The following is a 17,780-nucleotide window of genomic DNA, read 5'->3' on the forward strand; positions in this document are numbered from 1 at the left end:
GGACAGGGTGACTGCCGCCGAACCCGCACGGTGCTCACCGGCCGCCGCGCCATCCATCCGATGTTTCCGGATGACAGCGTTGTCAGCCGCCGCCCCCGGGCAGGGGTCGCGGCGACAGGTCCGCCGGATCGGCACGGACAGTGAATGACCAGGTGAAACCGTTTGGTCCAGCGGTGCACTTGATGGGGGGAACGGTCTGAAGGACCGGCGTCTCACCGGACCCTCCGCGTTCTCCCGGGGGGCGGCTCGCGGCCCGAGAGAACGTTATCTTCGGATGTCTGCGTCGTTTATAGAGGCGCCCGCCCGCAGTTGTAAAGGGGCCGGGGCCGCGTCCGCGGCGTCAGGACGCGCCCGCGGCAGCCACGGCGGCCGTAAAAACGGAGCCGGCGGCCGACCCGCCCCGCAGGCCCCGGCACCCGGCGGGCCCGCCGGCCCGCATCTGGCCGGCAACCTTCACCCCGGGGCCCCTCAGGGCCCGATCTCCCCCGTCCCCCGCACGATCAACCGCGTCGGCACCGTCACCGTCCGCACCGGCCCCCCCGGTTCCGCCAAGCGCGAGCGAAACAGCTCGATGGCGGTCCGCCCGATCTCCACATCCCCCTGCGCCACCACCGTCAGCCCGGGCCGCAGCAGATCCGCCAGCCCGAAGTCGTCGAACCCGACCAGCGCCGTACTCCCGAAGTCCGGGCCGAGCGCGCGGATCAGCGCCACCGTCGTGTTGAAGTTGCCCGTGACGATCGCGGTGACCGGCTCGGCCCGGCGCCGCAGGCTCTCCAGCGCCGCCGCGATCCGCTCCTGCTCGATCGGGCCGGGATGCACCATGCCGTCGAGCGGCTCGCCGATGCCGCTCAGCGCCTCGCGGAAGGCCGCCGCCCGCTCCCGCCCGGTGTAGATCCGCTCGTCGTCGCCGATGTAGCCGATCCGCCGGTGCCCCTGGGCGGCGAGGTGCGCGAACGCCTGCTGGATACCGCCGCGGTTGTCGGACAGCACCGTGTCCACGGCCACGCCGGTGGCCGGCCGGTCGAAGGCCACCACCGCGAGCCCCGAGTCGATCTCGGCCTGGAGATACTGATGCCCGTCGGCGATCGGCTCGATGATGATGCCGTCCATCCGCCGCCGGCACATCGACATCACCGCGTCGCGCTCGCGCTCCTCGTCGTCCTCGGTGGACATCGCCACCACGGTCAGCCCGACACCGCGGGCCGACTCGTCGATCGCCCGCAGCACCGGGTGCGCGTCGGCTATGTGCCGGACGGCCGCGCCGATGGTGCCGGTCCGTCCGCTGCGCAACTGCCGGGCGCGCTCGTCGGGTTGATAGCCGAGATGGTCGATGGCCCGCCTGATCCGCTCGGCGAGCTGGTCACCGACGGTGGCATCGCCGTTGACCACCCGGGAGACGGTCCGCAGCGCGACACCGGCCTCGCGGGCCACATCGACCATCGTCGGCCTGCGCGGACGCGACAGCCCACGCTTACCGACAGCACCAGGACCAGGCACGTGGCTTCCCTTCGCTCGATCCCAACACACCGCGCATCACACCGCGTACACGACGCGCTCATGACTCTCCCCCGCCGTCCCGAGACCGGTCCGTGATCGCCGGGGGACTTGACTTGCTGTCGCGGAACCATACTGTACTCGGCGAGACAACGTTATCTCGCCGACGAGATGCGGTCGCGTCCACGACGTCCCCAGGGCGTCCCACGTGGCATGCCCCGCGTCCGGGCCCAGGTATCCGTCTTCCTGACACTCCACCCCGGAAAGGGACGGCCATGCTCAGACGAAGTGCCGCCGTAATAGCCGCCGCAGGTCTCGCCCTGCTCGCCGCGTGCTCCAACTCGGCCTCGGACGGCGGCTCGGCCAGCGGCGGCAAGACGCTGACCTATCTCACCTTCAACAGCCCCTCACTGACCCCGGCGTTCTGGAAGGCCTCCATCGCCAGGGCGGAGAAGGCGGTACCGGGCACGTCCATCAAGCAGGTGGTGGCTCCCAGCACCGACCGCGACTCGTACGCCAAGCAGTTGCAGGCCTCGGGCCAGTTCCCCGACCTGCTGCAGTCGATCACGCCCTCGCAGTACACCGCGGCCGGGCTGCTGCAGCCGTACGACCAGGCGTGGATCGACCAGAACTTCCTGCTGCCGCAGGGCAACGCGATCAAGGGCAAGGTCTACATCCCGCCGACCAACTCGCAGATCATCCCGCTGGTCTTCTACAACAAGAAGCTGTTCACCCAGGCCGGGGTGCAGCCGCCGACCACCTGGCAGCAGTTCCTGGACGTCTCCGCCAAGCTCAAGTCGGCCGGTGTCACACCGATCGAGCTGGGCGGCAACGACCCGTTCGCCGCGGCCATGCCGCTGACCGGGGCGATCAGCGCGGATGTGCTCGGCAAGAACCCGCAGTGGATCCAGCAGCGTTACGCCGGCACGGTGAAGTTCTCCGACGCCGACGTGGTCACCGCCGCGTCGAAGATGCGCACGCTGGTCGAGAAGGACTACTTCGAGCAGGGCGCGCTCAACGTCAGCTACGCCGACTCGATCAAGAACTTCAACGCGGGCAAGGCCGCGATGTATCCGATGGGCAGCTGGTACCTCGGCTCGATCCCGAAGGACCAGTGGAGCAACATCGGCGTCTTCCCGTGGCCGACCGACGACGGTTCCGTGGTGGTGCCGTTCGCGGTGGGCGGCTCGATGGCGATCAGCACCAAGGCCAAGGACGTGGCGGTGGCGACCACCTTCGCCAAGACCTGGTCGCTCGACCCGGACAACCTGAAGGCGCTGATCGAGGGCGACGGCGCCTACCCGATGCTGAAGGGCAAGACCCTGGCGGACTACGGCGTCACGGTCTCTCCGGCGTTCAGCGCCTCCTACGCCTATGTCACCAAGACCAACACCAAGGTCAGCGCGATCGGTTGGGCGACCAATGACGACGCGCTGCCGGGCTCGCTGAACAACGACTTCTACGCGGCGGCGCAGGCGCTGTTCAACAGCAAGGACGTCAAGGGCGAGATGTCCAAGCTCGACCAGTCCTGGGACACCGCGACCAAGTGACCGCCGCGAGCCATGACTACCGGCATGAAAGGAGGGGGACGGTGAAACCGGTCTCACAGTGGTTTCGCGACACCTCACAGGACCTGGGGCTGCGGCTGATCGCCGCGCTCGGTCTGCTGCTCTATGTGGTCTTCATCGTTGTGCCGGTCTTCATGAGCCTGCGCAGCAGCTTCACCGACGAGAACCCGCTGAAGTCCGGCAGCGACTGGGTCGGCTTCGCCAACTACTCGGAGATGCTGCACGACAGCCAGTTGCGCGACAGCGTGGTCTACACGCTGGCACTGGCGATCGGGGTGACGGTGGTGGCCAACATCATCGGCCTCGCCTTCGCGATGCTGCTGGACCGCACCCAGTTGACCTACCGGGTGCTGCGGACGATCGCGTTCCTGCCGCAGGTGATCTCCGGCGTGATCGTCGGCTTCGTCTGGAAGACGATCTTCACCGAGAACGGCCTGCTCAACAACCTGCTGACCAAGACGCATCTGGCCGGCCAGCCGGTGGACTGGCTGGGCAAACCGCATCTGGCCCAGCTCTCGGTGGGCATCGTGGTCGCCTGGGTGCTGTCCGGCTTCACCACCGTCGTCTATCTCGCGGCGCTGCAGAACATCCCCCGTGAGCTGTACGACGCGGGGTCCATCGACGGGGCCAACTCCCGTCAGCAGTTCCGGATGATCACCCTGCGGATGGTCGCCCCGGCGACCACCATCAGCGTGACCATCTCGCTGATCACCGTTCTGAAGCTGTACGACATCATCACCGTGCTCACCTCCGGCGGACCGGCCAACGCCACGCAGTCCACCGCGCAGTACATCGTGAAGATGGCGTTCACCAACGACCGGTTCGGCTACGCCTCGTCCGTCGCGATGTTCCTGCTCGCGCTGTCGGCGGTCATCGCCCTGTCCGTCACCAGCATCCTGCGCCGCAGGGAGGTAGACCTGTGACCGTCCAGCACGCCTCCTCCTCGCGGCCGGCTATCCGCCCCACCGCGCCCCGGCGCCGACCGGACAACCCGGCACCGCGCAAGGCCCGCCGCGGGCTGCTCAGCCCGGCCCGGCTGACGCTGGCGGTCGTCGTGGTGCTGATCTTCGTCAGCCCGATCTATCTGACCATCGTCAACGCGTTCAAGAAGGAGTCCGACATCGTCGCCGACCCGGCGGCGCCCCCCATCCATCCGACGCTGGGCAATCTGTCCACCGCGCTGAAGCGGCCCGACCACCTGCTGCAACTGGGCCTGCGCAACTCGCTGATCGTGGTGATCTGCTCGGTGGTGCTGCTGATCCCGCTGGGGTCGGCGTTCAGCTTCTACATCTCGCGCCGCCGCACCCGGACCCGGTCCGCGATCCTCGCGGTGCTGGCCGCCGGGCTGATGATCCCGCCGCAGGTGGTCCTGCTGCCGACCATCCGCATCCTGACCTTCCTCGGCCTGGACCACACCTATCCGGGCCTGATCCTGTCCAATCTGGGCGGCGGCTACTTCTCCTTCGCGGTCTTCGTCTATGTCGGTTTCATGCGGGCGGTCCCGGACGAGATCGTCGAGGCGGCCCGGCTGGACGGCGCCGGCGGTCTGCGGATCTGGTGGACGATCATCATGCCGCTGGTCCGGCCGGCCTCCGCGACCGTGGCGATCTTCCTGTCGCTGTGGATCTGGAACGACTTCCTCAACCCGCAGTTCATCCTCGGCCCCTTGCAGGGCCAGACCATCACCACCGGTCTCTATCTCTCCGTGGGGCAGTTCCAGATGGATTACGGACAGCTGTTCGGCATCATGTTCCTCGCCGGGATCATCCCGGTCGTGGGATATCTCGCGATGCAGAGGCACTTCATCGCCGGTCTCACCTCGGGATCGACCAAGTGACGGCGACGGCGCGGACCCAGCCGGCCGGGGCAGGCGCAGCGGCGGAGGCGGAGGCGGCAGGGACCCGCGCGGCGGGGACCGGGCCGGCCGCCGAGGGCGTGCCCGAACTCGACGAACTCGCGGGCGACTGGCTGCCGGCCGCCCGGCTCGCGCATCTGCCCTCACTGCGCAACCAGTGGGGCCAGGGGCACGTCAACCAGGATCTGACATCGTTGTCCTGGCTGGCTTTCCCGCCCTACAGCGGCGGTTACCACACCGGGGTCCTGCGCATCGACGGCGTCCCGCCGGCCGCCGAGCGGCTGCGCTGGTCGCCGTGGGGCGTCGAGCGCGCCGCCGCGCTCGGGGCGCTGTCGGTGCGCACCGAGGTGCGGATGGGCTACGAGCGGAGCCGGGTGCTGTGGCGGATCACACTGCGCAACGACTCGGCCGACCCGGTGGGCGCCACCGTCGAGCAGGAACTGCTGGCGATGTTCGCGCACCGTGAGGCGGACTGGGGCTGGCTGTACGGCACTCCGTGGAACTCCGGCCACCACCACGACTTCTACGCCACCGAACGGCTGCGCGCCGAGGTGTCGGCGCCGCGTCCCCGGCAGGTGCAGGTGCTGCCGCACGGCGAGCGCTGGATACGGCTGGGCTCGCCGCGCATCCCGGGCATCCAGCGCGACGAGGACTCCGCGCCGATGCTGCTGGAGTCCGAACTGCCCGACCACTCCGCGCCGGACTCCGGCCGGGTCCGGGCGCCGGGCGCGCCCTGCCTGGTCCGGCGGCTGGCGGTGATCCGGGCCGGCGGCGAGGCCGTACCGGTCGGCGATCCGTCCGCCGCGTACACGGTCCGGCCCGGCACGGATCTGCGGGTCGGCACGGTGGCCCTCGGCGCCGGCGACGCGATCGGCTTCGAGGTCCGGGTGGACCGGACCGGCGCGGACGGTGTGATCGCCACCCACGGCAACCATCCGGACTCGGCGCAGATCGGTCTGGCCGGCGGCCGGCTGTCGCTGCGGATCGGCGGCGAGTACGCAGTCGCGGCCGATCCGCTGCCGCCGGGCGGCTGGCACCGGGTGGCGGTACGGGTCACCGGGGACGGCGCCGCACTGCTGGTGGAGGACGCGGTCGTGGCCGCCACCGAACCGTGGTGGGGCGGGCAGCGCTGGACGGCGGGCCTGCCGGGCGACGACATCCTGCTGGTCGAGGACACCCTGAGCCGGGCCCGTTCGGCCTACGCCTTCACCGGCGCGCCGGACGAGCTGACCGCCGAGGGCGCCCGGGGCACGGCCCGCTGGGAGGTGCTGCTCGGTCCCGGCGAGTCGCGGGAGCTGGGCTTCGTACTGGAGATCGGCGAGTCGGCGACCGGGGTGGCCGCTGCCGCCGCTTCGGCGGCGGCCTCCTTCGACGACGGCTTCGCCGAGGTGGCGGAGCGCTGGCGGACCACCTGGCGGGACGCCTTCACACCGGACAACCCGCAGTTCTCCGGCTATCTGCCGACGCTCCACACGAAGGACCGCGACCTGGCCCGTACGTACTATCTGGGCGCCCTGCTCGCGGTCTACATGCGCAACACCCAGGTGTCGCGGACCGGTCCGGTGTTCCTGACCGGTGGGCCGCGGCTCGGGCCGACCACGACCTTCTTCTGGGACCAGTCGGAGTTCGCCCGGTCGGCGGCCATGCTGGAGCCGCGCGGCATGCGCGCCTGGATCGTGGCCGCGCTCGCCCAGCCGTACGATCACTGCCACTCCTTCGACACCTACAACCAGCTGCCGGTCGGCAATCACTACGCGGCCAACGACCACGCGCTGTTCCGTACGGCGACCGCCTATCTCGCGGTCACCGGTGACACCTCGCTGCTGGCGGAGGTCGCGGGCGGGCGGTCCGTGCTGGACCATCTGCGGGCGATCGCCTACCGACCGCGGTCCCGGCGGGCCGCCTTCGGCGAGGGGGTGCTGGTCGATCTCGGCCGGGACGCCTGGGAGTTGCTGGAGTGCGTGCCCAACTACCGCGACGCGGTGGTGTCCTTCAACGCGGGTTACGCGGGCATGCTGCGGTCGCTGGCGGTGCTGCTGCGCTTCCTCGGTGAGGACGCCGAGGCGGCCGCCGCCGAGGCGGACGGCGACCGGCTGGCACAGGCGGTGCTCGGGCAGTACGCCGGCGACGGCCGCTGGCGTGTCGCGCACCCCGAGGGGACCGACGCCATCGGCCACTGCCTGGACTTCGCCCTGGTGGCGGCCGACATGACGGAGGATCTGCCGGCCGGACTGCGCGACGAGATGGTCGCCTTCGTCACCGGGCACCTGCTCGACGGCGACTGGATGCGGGCGCTGGACCCGCAGGACCCGGTCGCGCCGTTCTCCGACCGGCCCGACCACGGCGCGGCGGGCGCGTTCGCCGCCTGGCCGGGCGCGACGGCCTACGGCCTGTGCCGGCTGGGACGCTCCGACCTCGCGGCGGGTGTGCTGCGGCGGGCGCACCGGACGACCTCCGGGGCACTGTGGGGGCAGGCGATGGAGGTCACCGAGGACGGCTCCTACCGGGTGGCCGAGCGCGGTGTCTCCAACCGCGAGAGCGTGGCGGCGGTCGCGGTGACTGAGGCGGTGATCGCCGGACTCTTCGGCGTCGAGGCGGGCCTTTCGTCCCTGGGCGGCGGCGCGGTCGAGGGCACGCTCGACACGGAGTACGGACGGCTCACCGGTGTCCGGTCGGCCGGTTTCGACCTGCCGGCCTCGTCGTAGGCGGACCGGACCCCGTCCGCGCGCCGCTCGTACCCCGGGCGCGCGGGCGGGGCGGGGCGGACCGAAGCGACTCCGGCGGACGCGGCACCGTACCGTGGAGTGCGGTGCCGTGCCGTGCAGTGCCGGTCGCCGCGAAGCGGGCGGCCCCTTTCGGAAACACCGTGAAACCTTTTCAGGAGTCCCGCCGCCGGATGCCGGCCGGACCGGCGCCTCGCGGCGGCCCGACATCCTTGCTCCGCACGCCTGTTGGCGGCGCCACCCGGCCCTTAAACTGTGCGGATGAAACGTCAGCGTGTAACACGTGGCTAGGCGGCAGGGCTCGCGCGCCACGGTTCGCGCCATCGCCGCGGAGGCCGGCGTCTCGATCGCCACCGTGTCGCGGGTGATGAACGGCTATGTCCATGTCTCCCCCGACACGCAGGAGTTGGTGCGCAAGGCGGTGGCCAGGCTGGGTGCGCCGGCCCCGGCCAGGCGCGGCGCGGCCAACGGCGCCATCTATGTGCGCTGCCCGTATGTGCTCACCGACTACTTCGGGGTGATCGTCTCGTCCATCGCCGAGACGCTGGATCTGCACGGCCGCCGGGTGGTGCTCAGCGCGGGTGACGCGGCGCGGGAGACGCAGGTGCTGCCCGGCCTGCCGAGCGATCCGGGCATCGCCGGCGCGGTGCTGGTCGTGCCGCCCGAGCCGGAGAAGGAGCTGGAGGCGCTGCGGGCGCAGGACTTCCCGTTCGTGGTGGTCGACCCGCGTACTCCGCTGCCCCCCGACATCGCCTCGGTCTCGGCGGCGCACCTGATCGCGGCGCGCAGCGTCAGCGCCCATCTCGTGGCGCTGGGGCACCGGAGGATCGGGGTGATCGGCGGCCCGGGTGACTGGCTGGCCGGACAGTCCCGGCTGGCCGGCCACACCTCCGCGCTCGCGGACGCGGGCGTGCTGCCGTCGCCGGAACTGCTGCGCAGCATCGAGCCCACGTCCGAGTGGGGGTATGTCGCGGCGTGCGAACTCCTCGATCTGCCCGACCGGCCCACCGCGCTGGTCGCCTTCAACGACAAGGCCGCGGTGGGCGCCCTGCGTTCGGCCTACGAGCGCGGGCTGCGCATACCGGAGGACCTGTCGATCACCGGCTTCGACGACACCTATCTCAGCCGCAGTACGGTGCCGCGGCTGACCACCGTGCGGCAGCCGCTGGAGGAGATGGGGCGGATGGCGGTGTCCTTGCTGATGCGCCTGCTGGACCGGCACACCGTGGACACGCTGCATGTGGAGCTGGCCACCCAGCTGGTCCTGCGGGAGTCGACCGGCCCGGCGCCGCTCGGCTGAACCGGCGCCGGGGGCGGCCCCGATGCGGCGTCAGGCGTCCGCCGTCTCGTCCAGCGTCCTGATCACCCGGGCCGGGTTGCCGACCGCGAGCACCCCGGCCGGCAGGTCCTTGGTGACGACCGATCCGGCCCCGACCACGGTATCGGCGCCGATCGTCACCCCCGGGCAGACGATGACCCCGCCGCCGAGCCACACATTGTCGCCGATGGTGACCGGGAGAGCCCTCTCCCAGCCGGCCCGGCGCCGCTCGGTGTCCAGCTCGTGCGCCGGGGTCAGCAGTTGTACGTTGGGGCCGATCTGCACATCGGCGCCGATGGTGATCGCGGCGGCGTCCAGGAAGATCGCGCCGAAGTTCACGAACGTACGGGCGCCGACGCGGATGTGCTGGCCGTAGTCGCACTGGAACGGCGGCCGTATCCGCGCCCCCTCGCCGACCGCGCCGAGCAACTCCTCCAGCAGCCGCCGCCGTTCATCGTGATCGAGGCTCGCGTTGTAGGCCTGGCACAGCCGCGCGCGCCGGATGCTGTCGGCGCCCAGTTCCTCGTCGTCGGGGAGGTACCAGTCGCCGGCCAGCATCCGCCTCTTGTTCTCACCCATACGGCGCGCGTGCCTCTCGGGCGATCGTCAGGCGTCGCTCCCGACCGCGAATTCGACGTGCTCCGGGTAGAAGGCGACATGCCCGGCGATCACGGAGACCGCGTCGTAGGGCTTGTCGTAGGTCCACACCGCGTCGGTGATCTCGCGCCCCTCGCTGGTCAGCGAGTAGTAGGAGGCGTCGCCCTTGTAGGGGCAGTAGGTCTGGCTGTCGGTGCGGTGCAGCACCCCCTCGGCGATGTCCTCCAGCGGGATGTACTGCACGGGCGGGTACGTGGACTCGCGCAGGGTGAGCGCCCTGGTGGTCTCGGCGATCACCTGTCCGCCGGCGCGGACGACGACGCGGTCCCCCGTCGGCTCGACGGTGATCGGGTGGTCGGGGCCGGGTGTCTTGACGGTGCGTTCCATGACACTCTCCGCTTGGGTAGACCGGTCTGTTTGTGCGTTGCTCCGACCGTAGGCAGATCGGCGCCGCCGGGTCAAGCGGCGCCGGTCCGGCCGGCCCTGCGGCAGCTTGGGGAGAGCGCTCCCCAGCCATCCACCCAGCCGCCCCTCCGGCCACCCGCCCGGCCACCCGTCCGGTCAGCCGCCCTGCCCCAGTCCGGTGAGCCGGCGCTGCACCGCCAGCAGGTATTCCTTGCGGTGCAGCGGGTTGTGATCGGTGCGAGCCCGTTCCGGGACCGGCCCGGTCACCGGCTGGTAGTGGTGGAATGCGCTCTCCAGCACTCCCTCGCCACGGGTCAGCGTGGGCAGCCGCTGCTCCAGGTCGTGCACCCGGGCCGCCGGGATGTCGCCCGCCAGCAGATAGCGGTCGCCGCTCACCGCCGGGGTGTGCGGCACCGCCCGCAGCCGGGTCAGCGCGGGCAGCAGCGTGCCGAGCAGCTCCGCCGGGATCTCCAGCCGGAAGCGGTGCATCGGCTCGTACACTCCGGTGCCCGCCTTCCGCAGCGCGTCCATCAGCACCAGGGGCGTCAGCTGGCGGAAGTCGCCGGAGGTGCTGGACATGCTCTTGTCGAATACCGCGTGGGCGTGGCTCTGCCGCGCATTGTACCCGGCGTGCGTCATGGTGACCAGGCAGTCGGTGACCTGCCAGCCGTGCAGGCCCTGGCGCAGTGTCTCGGTGACGGTCTCCTCGACGGCGGTGAGGAAGGAGTAGGGCAGCGAGCCGAGTTCCACCTCGCGCCGGAACTCCACGCCGCTGCCGACCGCCGCCGGTTCGATCCGCAGGCCCACGGTGGCGAGGAAGGGATTGCCGTCCTTCTCCTTGACCTCGAAGGCGGCGCCGGTGCCGGCGGGCCGTTCGATGTGGATCGTGGTGGTCTCGCGGAAGTCCACCTCCACGCCGTATTCGTCGGCCAAGGTGGCCTGGATGACCTCCTTTTGCACTTCGCCGTAGAGCGACACGGCGATCTCCTGGCGGGTTTCGTCCCGGCGCAGGCCGATCAGCGGGTCCTGCTCAGCCAGTTGGGTGAGCGCGGTGTGCAGTGCGCCGCGATCGGCCGGCCGGCGCGCGGTGACGACGGTCTCCAGGGTGGGCGGCGCGAAGTGCCGTTCGGCGCGCCTCTTCCCGGGCTTCCCGGGCACCTCGCCGCTGATGTCGCCGATGACCTCGCCGATGACGTCGCCGATCCGGACGCCGGTCAGACCGCGCAGCTTGCCGATCCGGCCGGCTTCGACGGCGGCGCGCGGCAGGTCGCCGCCGTGCTCGAACACGCTGATCGCGGTGACCGTTCCGGTGTCCTGCCCGCCGGGCGCCCGCGCGCCGTCCGGCGGCCGGTCGCCGCCGCCGCTGTGGACGGTGACGCGGTCCCGGGTGCGGAGGGTGCCGGAGGCGATCCGGACATAGGCGATCTTCTCGCCGGCCGGGCCCCGCTCGATCTTGAACACCTCGCCGGACAGCGGCCCGCCCGGGTCGCCCTCGGTCGCGGGCAGCAGTTCCCTGATGCCGGCCATCAGCGCGTCCACCCCGGCGCCGGTGACCGCCGAACCCGCGAACACCGGGTGCACCAGCGACCGCCCGGTCTGCGCCGCCAGTTCGGCCCGCAGCCTGGCGTACGGCACCGCCGTCTCGTCGGCCACGTAGTCGGCCAGCAGCCGGTCGTCGTGACCGCTCAGCAGGTCCACCAGCCGGTCGGCGAAGCCGGGCCGGTCCCCGGCGTACGGCTCGGCGCGGGCCTCGCGGCCGCCGAGCCGGTCGGCGCCGGTCATCCGCACCACGTCCGGGGTGAGCCGGGCCGCGATGTCCCGCAGCGTGCGGTCCGGATCGGCGCCGCGCCGGTCGAGTTTGTTGACGAAGATCAGGGTGGGGATCCGCAGCCGGCGCAGCGTCCGCATCAGCACCCGGGTCTGCGGCTGCACGCCTTCGACGGCGGAGACGACGAGGACGGCTCCGTCGAGCACGCCGAGCACGCGTTCCACCTCGGCGATGAAGTCCGGGTGGCCGGGGGTGTCGATCAGATTGACGGTCACGCCGTCGAGCGGGAAGGAGACGACGGCCGCCTTGATGGTGATGCCGCGTCGCCTTTCCAGCGCGAGCGAGTCGGTCCGGGTGCTTCCGTCGTCGACGCTGCCGATCTCGTCGATCACGCCGGCGGTGTGCAGCAGCCGTTCGGTCAGGCTGGTCTTACCCGCGTCGACGTGCGCCAGGATGCCGAGGTTCAGTGATGGCACGAAGGGTCATGTCCTTGAGAGAGGGAGTGATTCCTGTCTGGATGGGCATGACAGATCCGCGCATGATCAGTGCTCCTCGGTGGACGACTCGTGCGCTTCGCACTAGACCAGAGCGTTCCGCCCGGCGGCAACCGGATATCCCGGGAGCGGCGGGCGGCCGCGGGCGGGGGCGGCCGCCCGGCACGTCACGGGGCCGGCGGGCGGGGCGCCTCCCGGGGCGGGCGGGAAGGCGTCAGACGGCGGCGGGGAACGGCGTGCCGGTCAGCTGGTCGCTGAGGCTCCGCAACCGCGCCCGCGCCTGCGTGTCGTACGCCTGGGCGTCCGCGGTCGTCACGGTGGCCCGGTTCAGGTAGAGGCCGGTCTGTTCGGCGTAGGCCGGCTCCACCACCAGCCGCAGGACGTTGGCCACCCCCTCGGCGAGGGTGCTCTGGGGGGTGAACAGGTGCGTCACGATCTTGGTGGGCATGTACGACGCCGGGTGCAGCGCGTTGACGGTGACCCCGGTGCCGGCCAGCGCCTCGGCCAGGTCGAAGGTCAGCATGATCTGGGCGAGCTTCGCCTGGCAGTAGGCCTGTCCACCGCTCCAGCCGTGCTCCAGCTGCACATCGCGGAAGTCGATCGGCGCCTGGCCGGCCGAGGAGACGTTGACGATCCGGGACGGCGCGCTGCGGGTCAGCAGCGGGGCCAGCCGGCAGCTGAGGATGTAGGTGGACAGGTAGTCGACCTGGAAGGTCAGCTCCAGTCCCTCCTCGCTCTCCCGGCGGGTCAGTTCGACCCCCATGCCGGCGTTGTTGACCAGCACGTCGAGCCGGTCCAGCTCACCGACCCGGTCGGCCAGCGCGTGGATCTCCTTCAGCGAGGAGAAGTCGGCCCGCTCGTAGCTGAGCCGGTCGTTGCCGGTGGCGGCGCGGAGTTCGGCCAGCAGTTGGCGCCCCTTCTCCGCGCTGCGTCCGTGCAGGACGAGGGCCGCTCCCGTCGAGGCCAGTTCGTGGGCCAGCGCCCGGCCGACCCCGTCGGTCGCGCCCGTGATGAGGATGGTTCGGTCTTCGGGGGAGGTCATGTGCGGTCTCCAGAAGGAAAAGAGGCGTGTCGGTGATGTTCGGCCGGACCGCGCCCGGGCGGGTCCGGCCGGCTCCCGTGGTCGCCCACGGGAGCCGGCCGCGGTCGGCGTCGGCTGCGGTCCGGGGAGTCAGCCGGCGGTTGTCACTCGGTGTTGACGACGATCGTCTTGACCTGCAGATACTCCTCGATGCCCTCCGGCCCGAGCTCGCGCCCGTAGCCGGACTCCTTGTATCCGCCGAAGGAGGTGGTGTTCTCGAACATCGCCCAGGAGTTGATCCAGACGATGCCCGCCTCCAGCCGCGCGGCGACCTGGTGCGCGCGGCGGAGGCTGCTGGTGTGCAGACCGGCCGCCAGGCCGAACGGCGAGCTGTTGGCGATGGCCACCGCCTCGTCGTCGGTGTCGAAGGGGGTGATGGTCAGCACCGGCCCGAAGACCTCCTCACGGGCTATCCGCATCTGCGGGGTGACGTCGGAGAAGACCGTCGGCTGGAAGTAGAAGCCGCGCGCGTCGGGCTGCCCGGCGATGCCGGCCGAGCCGCCCGCCCGCAGTTTCGCGCCTTCCGCCCTGGCGATCGAGACGTACTCCGCCACCCGGTCCAGCTGGGCGCGGTGGGCGAGCGGGCCGAGGATCGTCTGCGGGTCGAGTGGGTCGCCGACCGGCACGGCGTCGGCCTGGGCCGCCATGCGTTCGACCATCTCGTCGTACACCGGACGCTGCACCAGCAGGCGCGGTCCGCTCATGCAGAACTGGCCGGTGTTGAAGAAGGCGGCCTGGAAGGCCCATTGGGTGGCGGCGTCCAGGTCGGCGTCGGCGAAGACGATGTTGGCGCCCTTGCCACCGAGTTCCAGGGTGACCCGCTTGAGGGTGTCGGCGGCGGTGGCCGCCAGCCGCTTGCCGACCGCGGTGGAACCGGTGAAGGCCAGCTTGCGGATGCCGGGGTGCTCCGCCAACCGGGCGCCGACGGTCGAGCCGTCACCGGTGACGACGTTGAAGACGCCGGCCGGCAGTCCGGCCTCGAACATGATCTCGGCGAGCCGGAGGGTGGACAGCGGGGTCTGCTCGGCCGGCTTGTGGACGACGGTGTTGCCCGCGGCCAGGGCCGGCGCGATCTTGTTGACCGCGAGGTTCAGCGGGAAGTTGAAGGGCGTGATGAGGCCGACCACACCGAGCGGCTCGCGGCGGGTGTAGGACATGGACCGGTGCCCGGCCGGGCGGGCGGCGCCCTCCAGCGTCTCCACCATGCCGCCGTAGTAGCGGAACAGGTCGGCGGCGGCGGGGACGTCGAAGCCGCGGGTGAAGGTGATGGGCTTGCCGACGTCGAGGGACTCCAGCAGCGCGAGCTCCTCGGCGTGCTCCTCGATCGCGTCGGCGATACGGAGCAGCAGCTTGCCCCGCTCCTTGAAGGTCAGTCCCGGCCACGCGCCGCTGTCGAACGCGCCCTGGGCGGCGGAGACGGCCTGGTCGAGATCGGCGACGGTGCCCCACGCGACCCGGCAGATCACCTCCTCGGTCGCGGGATTCATTACGGCGCGGGTTTCCCCGGTCGCCGCGGGAAGCGATTTCCCGTGAATGAACAACTGACCGTCGGTGACGGTTTCGGATGCCTGAATGGTCATGACTCCACTCCCTGGAGAGTTCGAGAGAATCCCGTGTCGCCCTGCCGGGCAGCGCGCCGGTCGGGGTTCATTTCCGGCGCGCTCGCGCAGCGGTCCAGGAGAATTCCTGTGCTGTGAAGGCTAGTCGGACGACGCTTTCCGAATCGAGTGGTGCCGCGATCGCGGTGAGGCTGCGTTAAGTCAGGCGGTCTGCAATTGCTTGGGCTTGCCGATGAGCAGATGCACCAGCAGGGCCAGCACGCCCAGGCCCGCGCCGGTGAGACAGAGTTTTCCGCCCGACAGCCCGCCGCCGATCAGAACGCCGCCCAGGGCGGCGCCCAGGGCCTGTCCGAAATAGATGCCGGAGGCGTTGAACGAGATCACCACGCTGGGCAGATGGGGCATCAGCGCGGTGAGGCGGTGGTTGTTGGGGGTGGCCGCCGCCCAGGCCGCGGCGCCGTTGACGATCATGATGATCATCACCAGCGGGGTGGTGGAGGCGATGGACAGCAGCACCGTGGTGACGATCAGTACGACTCCGGCCAGGATCAGCGTCCGCTCCGGGCCGAAGCGGTCGCTGAGCCAGCCGCTGCCGAAGGCGCCGACGGTGCCGCCGGCGCCCCACAGCAGCAGGGTGACGGCCAGGGTGGTCCCGGTGATGCCCGCGGTCTGGCGGAGCACCGTGGCGATGTAGGTGTAGACGACGATGCTCGACGCGCTGGCCAGCAGCATGAAGCTCACGATCGCCACCACCCGGCCGTGGGTGAGCACCCGCAGCCGCTCGCCCAGGGCCACCGCCGGCGGCAGCGGCAGCGTGGGCAGCGTCACCAGCAGTCCGAGCAGCGCCACCGCGCCGACCGCCGCGACGAACAGCAGGCTCGCCTGCCAGGACACGTGCTGGCCGATGGCGGTGCCGATCGGCACGCCGAAGACGGTGCCCACGGTGAGCCCGCCCAGGATCACCGCGAGCGCCTGGCCGCGGCGGGCCGGGCCGGCCAGCGCGGCGGCGGCGGCCGAGGCGTTGGGCGTGTAGAGGGCGGCGCCGAGACCGGCCACCACCCGGGCGATCAGCAGCAGGGTCAAGGTGGGCGCCGCCGCCGAGGCCACGTTCGCCAGTACGAACAGCGCCAGCGCGAAGGCCATCAGCGGCTTTCGGGGCAGCTTGCTGGTGAAGGACGCGAGGAAGGGGGCGCTGACCGCGTAGGTCAGCGAGAAGGCGGTGATCACCTGTCCGGCGGCGCCGGTCGATTCGTTGAGTCCGTGCGCGATCTGCGGAAGGATGCCGCCGAGCACGAACGAGTCGGTGCCCATGGCGAAGGATCCGAGCGCGAGGACGGCCACGGGCCGAACCCAGTTCGCCGACGGGGCGGTCGGCCCGGCGGCCGTCGGCCGGGTGTCATTCCCGGCGGTCTGTCCAGTGGTCATGATGACAGCGTGGTGCACACCCCGGCCCTGGTACAGAGAGACTTTTATGCTGGTATCACGAGCACCAGGACCGGGACAGGACAGCTCACAGCGGAGGCGTTTTTATGAAGGACATGACCCAACGTGAGTTACTGGCCGGCTTCCTGCGGTCGCGCCGCGAGATGCTGCGTCCCGAGGAGGCGGGGATCACCCCCGGACCGCGGCGCAGGACCCCCGGGCTGCGGCGCGAGGAGGTCGCGCAGATGGCCGGGATGAGTGTGACCTGGTACACCTGGCTGGAGCAGGGCCGCAAGATCACCGTCAGCGGCCAGTTGCTGGAGGGCCTGGTGCGCGCGCTGCGGCTGTCGGCGGCCGAACGCCGCCATCTGTACATGCTGGCCGGAGTGGCCCCGGCGCACGACGCGCCGCAGCCGCCGGGCGTCAGCCCCACCATGCGGATGCTGGTGGAGACCCTCGACCCCAATCCGGCCCATGTGATCAACATGTGCTGGGACCTGCTCGCGTACAACCGGGGCTACGAGCGGCTGGTCGGCGGCCTGGACGGGCTGCCGGACGAGGAACGCAACAGCATCTGGCTGCTGTTCACCCGCCCGGCGATGCGAACACTGCTGGTGGACTGGCGGCGGGAGGCCCGCGACATCCTCGGCCAGTTCCGCGCCTCGGTGGGGCGCTATCCGAACGACCCCCGGGTGCGGGCGCTGGTGGAGGCGCTCACCGCGGTCAGCCCGGACTTCGTGCAGATGTGGTCCGAGCACCCCATCCAGGCGTTCACCCCGGCGATGAAGCGGTTCCAGCACCCGAGGGCCGGCCGGGTCGCCTTCAACTACGCCAAGCTGGCGGTGGCGGAGAACCACAACCAGCACCTGGTGGTCTTCCTGCCCGACTCCCCGACCGACGCGCAGGCCATGCGGGATCTGACCGCCCCGGAAAGCGCCCTGGAAAGCGCGCCGGAGAGCGCCCCGGGGGGCGTCCCGAGCAGCGCGGTCACCGCGAGCGCCGTAAGCACCGCGGGCACCCTGACCGCCGCGCCGTGACACGACGGCGCCCCGCCGGCCGGGTCCTGGGCGGGACCCGCCCGGCGGGGCGGAATGCGGCATGCCGCCGCTCGGATCAGCCGGCGGCGGGCGGCCAGCTGCTGTCGACCAGGCTCATCGACTCCTCCAGCCCGCCGAAGCGCAGCGCCCGGCGCACCGGGAAGCTGGCGCCGTCCACGATCACCTCGGCGCCGGGCGGCAGTTGCTGCTGACCGAGGGCCAGGGCGCGCACCGCGCCGCCGGTCACCGAGGTGAGCTCCTGCAGCCGCAGCACCACCCGGCCGACCGTCCGCGCCGCGAGCTGGTCCAGCAGGGCGCGCAGCCGGGTCACGTCGTCCGCCATCAGGTCGCCGCCGAGGTGCAGGGTGGCGGTCGTACCGGAGAAGCTGAGGTACGCCTCGAAGGCCATGTCCGTTCTCCTCGCGTCTGTCGTCGTATCAGTCGTCATACCGGTTGTCG

At 71.2% G+C, this 17,780-nt stretch carries 14 protein-coding genes; 6 read left to right on the forward strand and 8 right to left on the reverse strand.

Going from position 1 to position 17,780, the window contains the following annotated elements; genetic code table 11:
- Positions 1-468: 468 nt before the first annotated feature.
- On the reverse strand, positions 469-1,440 hold the full coding sequence (locus ACFO3J_RS29670; protein ID WP_386435859.1) for a LacI family DNA-binding transcriptional regulator: 972 nt from the start codon (positions 1,438-1,440) through the stop codon (positions 469-471).
- 329 nt (positions 1,441-1,769) lie between these two features.
- Between ACFO3J_RS29670 and ACFO3J_RS29675 the strand changes: the two genes are divergently transcribed.
- From ACFO3J_RS29675 to ACFO3J_RS29695, 5 genes are all read left to right on the forward strand, one after another.
- Entirely contained in the window at positions 1,770-3,044 is a 1,275-nt protein-coding gene (locus ACFO3J_RS29675) for an ABC transporter substrate-binding protein (protein WP_386435861.1), read from the forward strand.
- Between the two features lie 41 nt (positions 3,045-3,085).
- The gene (locus ACFO3J_RS29680; RefSeq protein ID WP_386435864.1) at positions 3,086-3,985 is read left to right on the forward strand and encodes a carbohydrate ABC transporter permease; all 900 of its coding nucleotides are present in this window, start codon (positions 3,086-3,088) and stop codon (positions 3,983-3,985) included.
- On the forward strand, positions 3,982-4,899 hold the full coding sequence (locus ACFO3J_RS29685; protein ID WP_386435867.1) for a carbohydrate ABC transporter permease: 918 nt from the start codon (positions 3,982-3,984) through the stop codon (positions 4,897-4,899). The genes ACFO3J_RS29680 and ACFO3J_RS29685 overlap by 4 nt, the downstream gene beginning before the upstream one ends.
- On the forward strand, positions 4,896-7,622 hold the full coding sequence (locus ACFO3J_RS29690) for a hypothetical protein (RefSeq protein ID WP_386435869.1): 2,727 nt from the start codon (positions 4,896-4,898) through the stop codon (positions 7,620-7,622). Before ACFO3J_RS29685 ends, ACFO3J_RS29690 begins: the two co-directional genes overlap by 4 nt.
- A gap of 301 nt (positions 7,623-7,923) precedes the next feature.
- Positions 7,924-8,940: a LacI family DNA-binding transcriptional regulator gene (locus ACFO3J_RS29695; RefSeq protein ID WP_386435872.1), complete on the forward strand. Its 1,017-nt coding sequence runs from the start codon at positions 7,924-7,926 to the stop codon at positions 8,938-8,940.
- Between the two features lie 30 nt (positions 8,941-8,970).
- Here the strand turns inward: ACFO3J_RS29695 and ACFO3J_RS29700 are convergent, their stop codons facing one another.
- The 6 genes from ACFO3J_RS29700 to ACFO3J_RS29725 form a co-directional block, all read right to left on the reverse strand.
- A complete protein-coding gene (locus ACFO3J_RS29700; protein ID WP_386435875.1) occupies positions 8,971-9,537 on the reverse strand; it encodes a sugar O-acetyltransferase in 567 nt (188 codons plus the stop codon).
- A gap of 27 nt (positions 9,538-9,564) precedes the next feature.
- The gene (locus ACFO3J_RS29705; RefSeq protein ID WP_386435878.1) at positions 9,565-9,942 is read right to left on the reverse strand and encodes a DUF427 domain-containing protein; all 378 of its coding nucleotides are present in this window, start codon (positions 9,940-9,942) and stop codon (positions 9,565-9,567) included.
- Positions 9,943-10,116: 174 nt separating this feature from the next.
- Positions 10,117-12,204, reverse strand: a complete 2,088-nt coding sequence (locus tag ACFO3J_RS29710; RefSeq protein WP_386435881.1) for a GTP-binding protein — start codon at positions 12,202-12,204, stop codon at positions 10,117-10,119.
- A gap of 232 nt (positions 12,205-12,436) precedes the next feature.
- Entirely contained in the window at positions 12,437-13,264 is an 828-nt protein-coding gene (locus ACFO3J_RS29715; RefSeq protein ID WP_386435884.1) for an SDR family NAD(P)-dependent oxidoreductase, read from the reverse strand.
- A 143-nt stretch (positions 13,265-13,407) separates the two neighbouring features.
- Entirely contained in the window at positions 13,408-14,883 is a 1,476-nt protein-coding gene (locus tag ACFO3J_RS29720; RefSeq protein WP_386435887.1) for an aldehyde dehydrogenase family protein, read from the reverse strand.
- Between the two features lie 180 nt (positions 14,884-15,063).
- A complete protein-coding gene (locus ACFO3J_RS29725; protein WP_386435889.1) occupies positions 15,064-16,287 on the reverse strand; it encodes an MFS transporter in 1,224 nt (407 codons plus the stop codon).
- A gap of 113 nt (positions 16,288-16,400) precedes the next feature.
- On the opposite strand from ACFO3J_RS29725, the gene ACFO3J_RS29730 reads away from it, so the two are divergent.
- On the forward strand, positions 16,401-17,321 hold the full coding sequence (locus tag ACFO3J_RS29730) for a helix-turn-helix transcriptional regulator (RefSeq protein WP_386435891.1): 921 nt from the start codon (positions 16,401-16,403) through the stop codon (positions 17,319-17,321).
- Between the two features lie 76 nt (positions 17,322-17,397).
- On the opposite strand, the gene ACFO3J_RS29735 is transcribed toward ACFO3J_RS29730, so the two are convergent.
- On the reverse strand, positions 17,398-17,730 hold the full coding sequence (locus tag ACFO3J_RS29735; RefSeq protein ID WP_386435894.1) for an anti-sigma factor antagonist: 333 nt from the start codon (positions 17,728-17,730) through the stop codon (positions 17,398-17,400).
- Positions 17,731-17,780: the final 50 nt, after the last annotated feature.

Origin of the sequence: Streptomyces polygonati (assembly GCF_042650325.1) — a bacterium.
Lineage (GTDB): Bacteria > Actinomycetota > Actinomycetes > Streptomycetales > Streptomycetaceae > Actinacidiphila > Actinacidiphila polygonati.

Bases quoted from the DNA above. Each gene is read 5' to 3' on its own strand.
- ACFO3J_RS29670 (WP_386435859.1), bottom strand. From the start codon at position 1,440: ATGGTCGATGTGGCCCGCGAGGCCGGTGTCGCGCTGCGGACCGTCTCC.
- ACFO3J_RS29735 (WP_386435894.1), bottom strand. From the start codon at position 17,730: ATGGCCTTCGAGGCGTACCTCAGCTTCTCCGGTACGACCGCCACCCTG.
- ACFO3J_RS29700 (WP_386435875.1), bottom strand. From the start codon at position 9,537: ATGGGTGAGAACAAGAGGCGGATGCTGGCCGGCGACTGGTACCTCCCC.
- ACFO3J_RS29705 (WP_386435878.1), bottom strand. From the start codon at position 9,942: ATGGAACGCACCGTCAAGACACCCGGCCCCGACCACCCGATCACCGTC.
- ACFO3J_RS29720 (WP_386435887.1), bottom strand. From the start codon at position 14,883: ATGACCATTCAGGCATCCGAAACCGTCACCGACGGTCAGTTGTTCATT.
- ACFO3J_RS29715 (WP_386435884.1), bottom strand. From the start codon at position 13,264: ATGACCTCCCCCGAAGACCGAACCATCCTCATCACGGGCGCGACCGAC.
- ACFO3J_RS29730 (WP_386435891.1), top strand. From the start codon at position 16,401: ATGACCCAACGTGAGTTACTGGCCGGCTTCCTGCGGTCGCGCCGCGAG.
- ACFO3J_RS29675 (WP_386435861.1), top strand. From the start codon at position 1,770: ATGCTCAGACGAAGTGCCGCCGTAATAGCCGCCGCAGGTCTCGCCCTG.
- ACFO3J_RS29725 (WP_386435889.1), bottom strand. From the start codon at position 16,287: ATGACCACTGGACAGACCGCCGGGAATGACACCCGGCCGACGGCCGCC.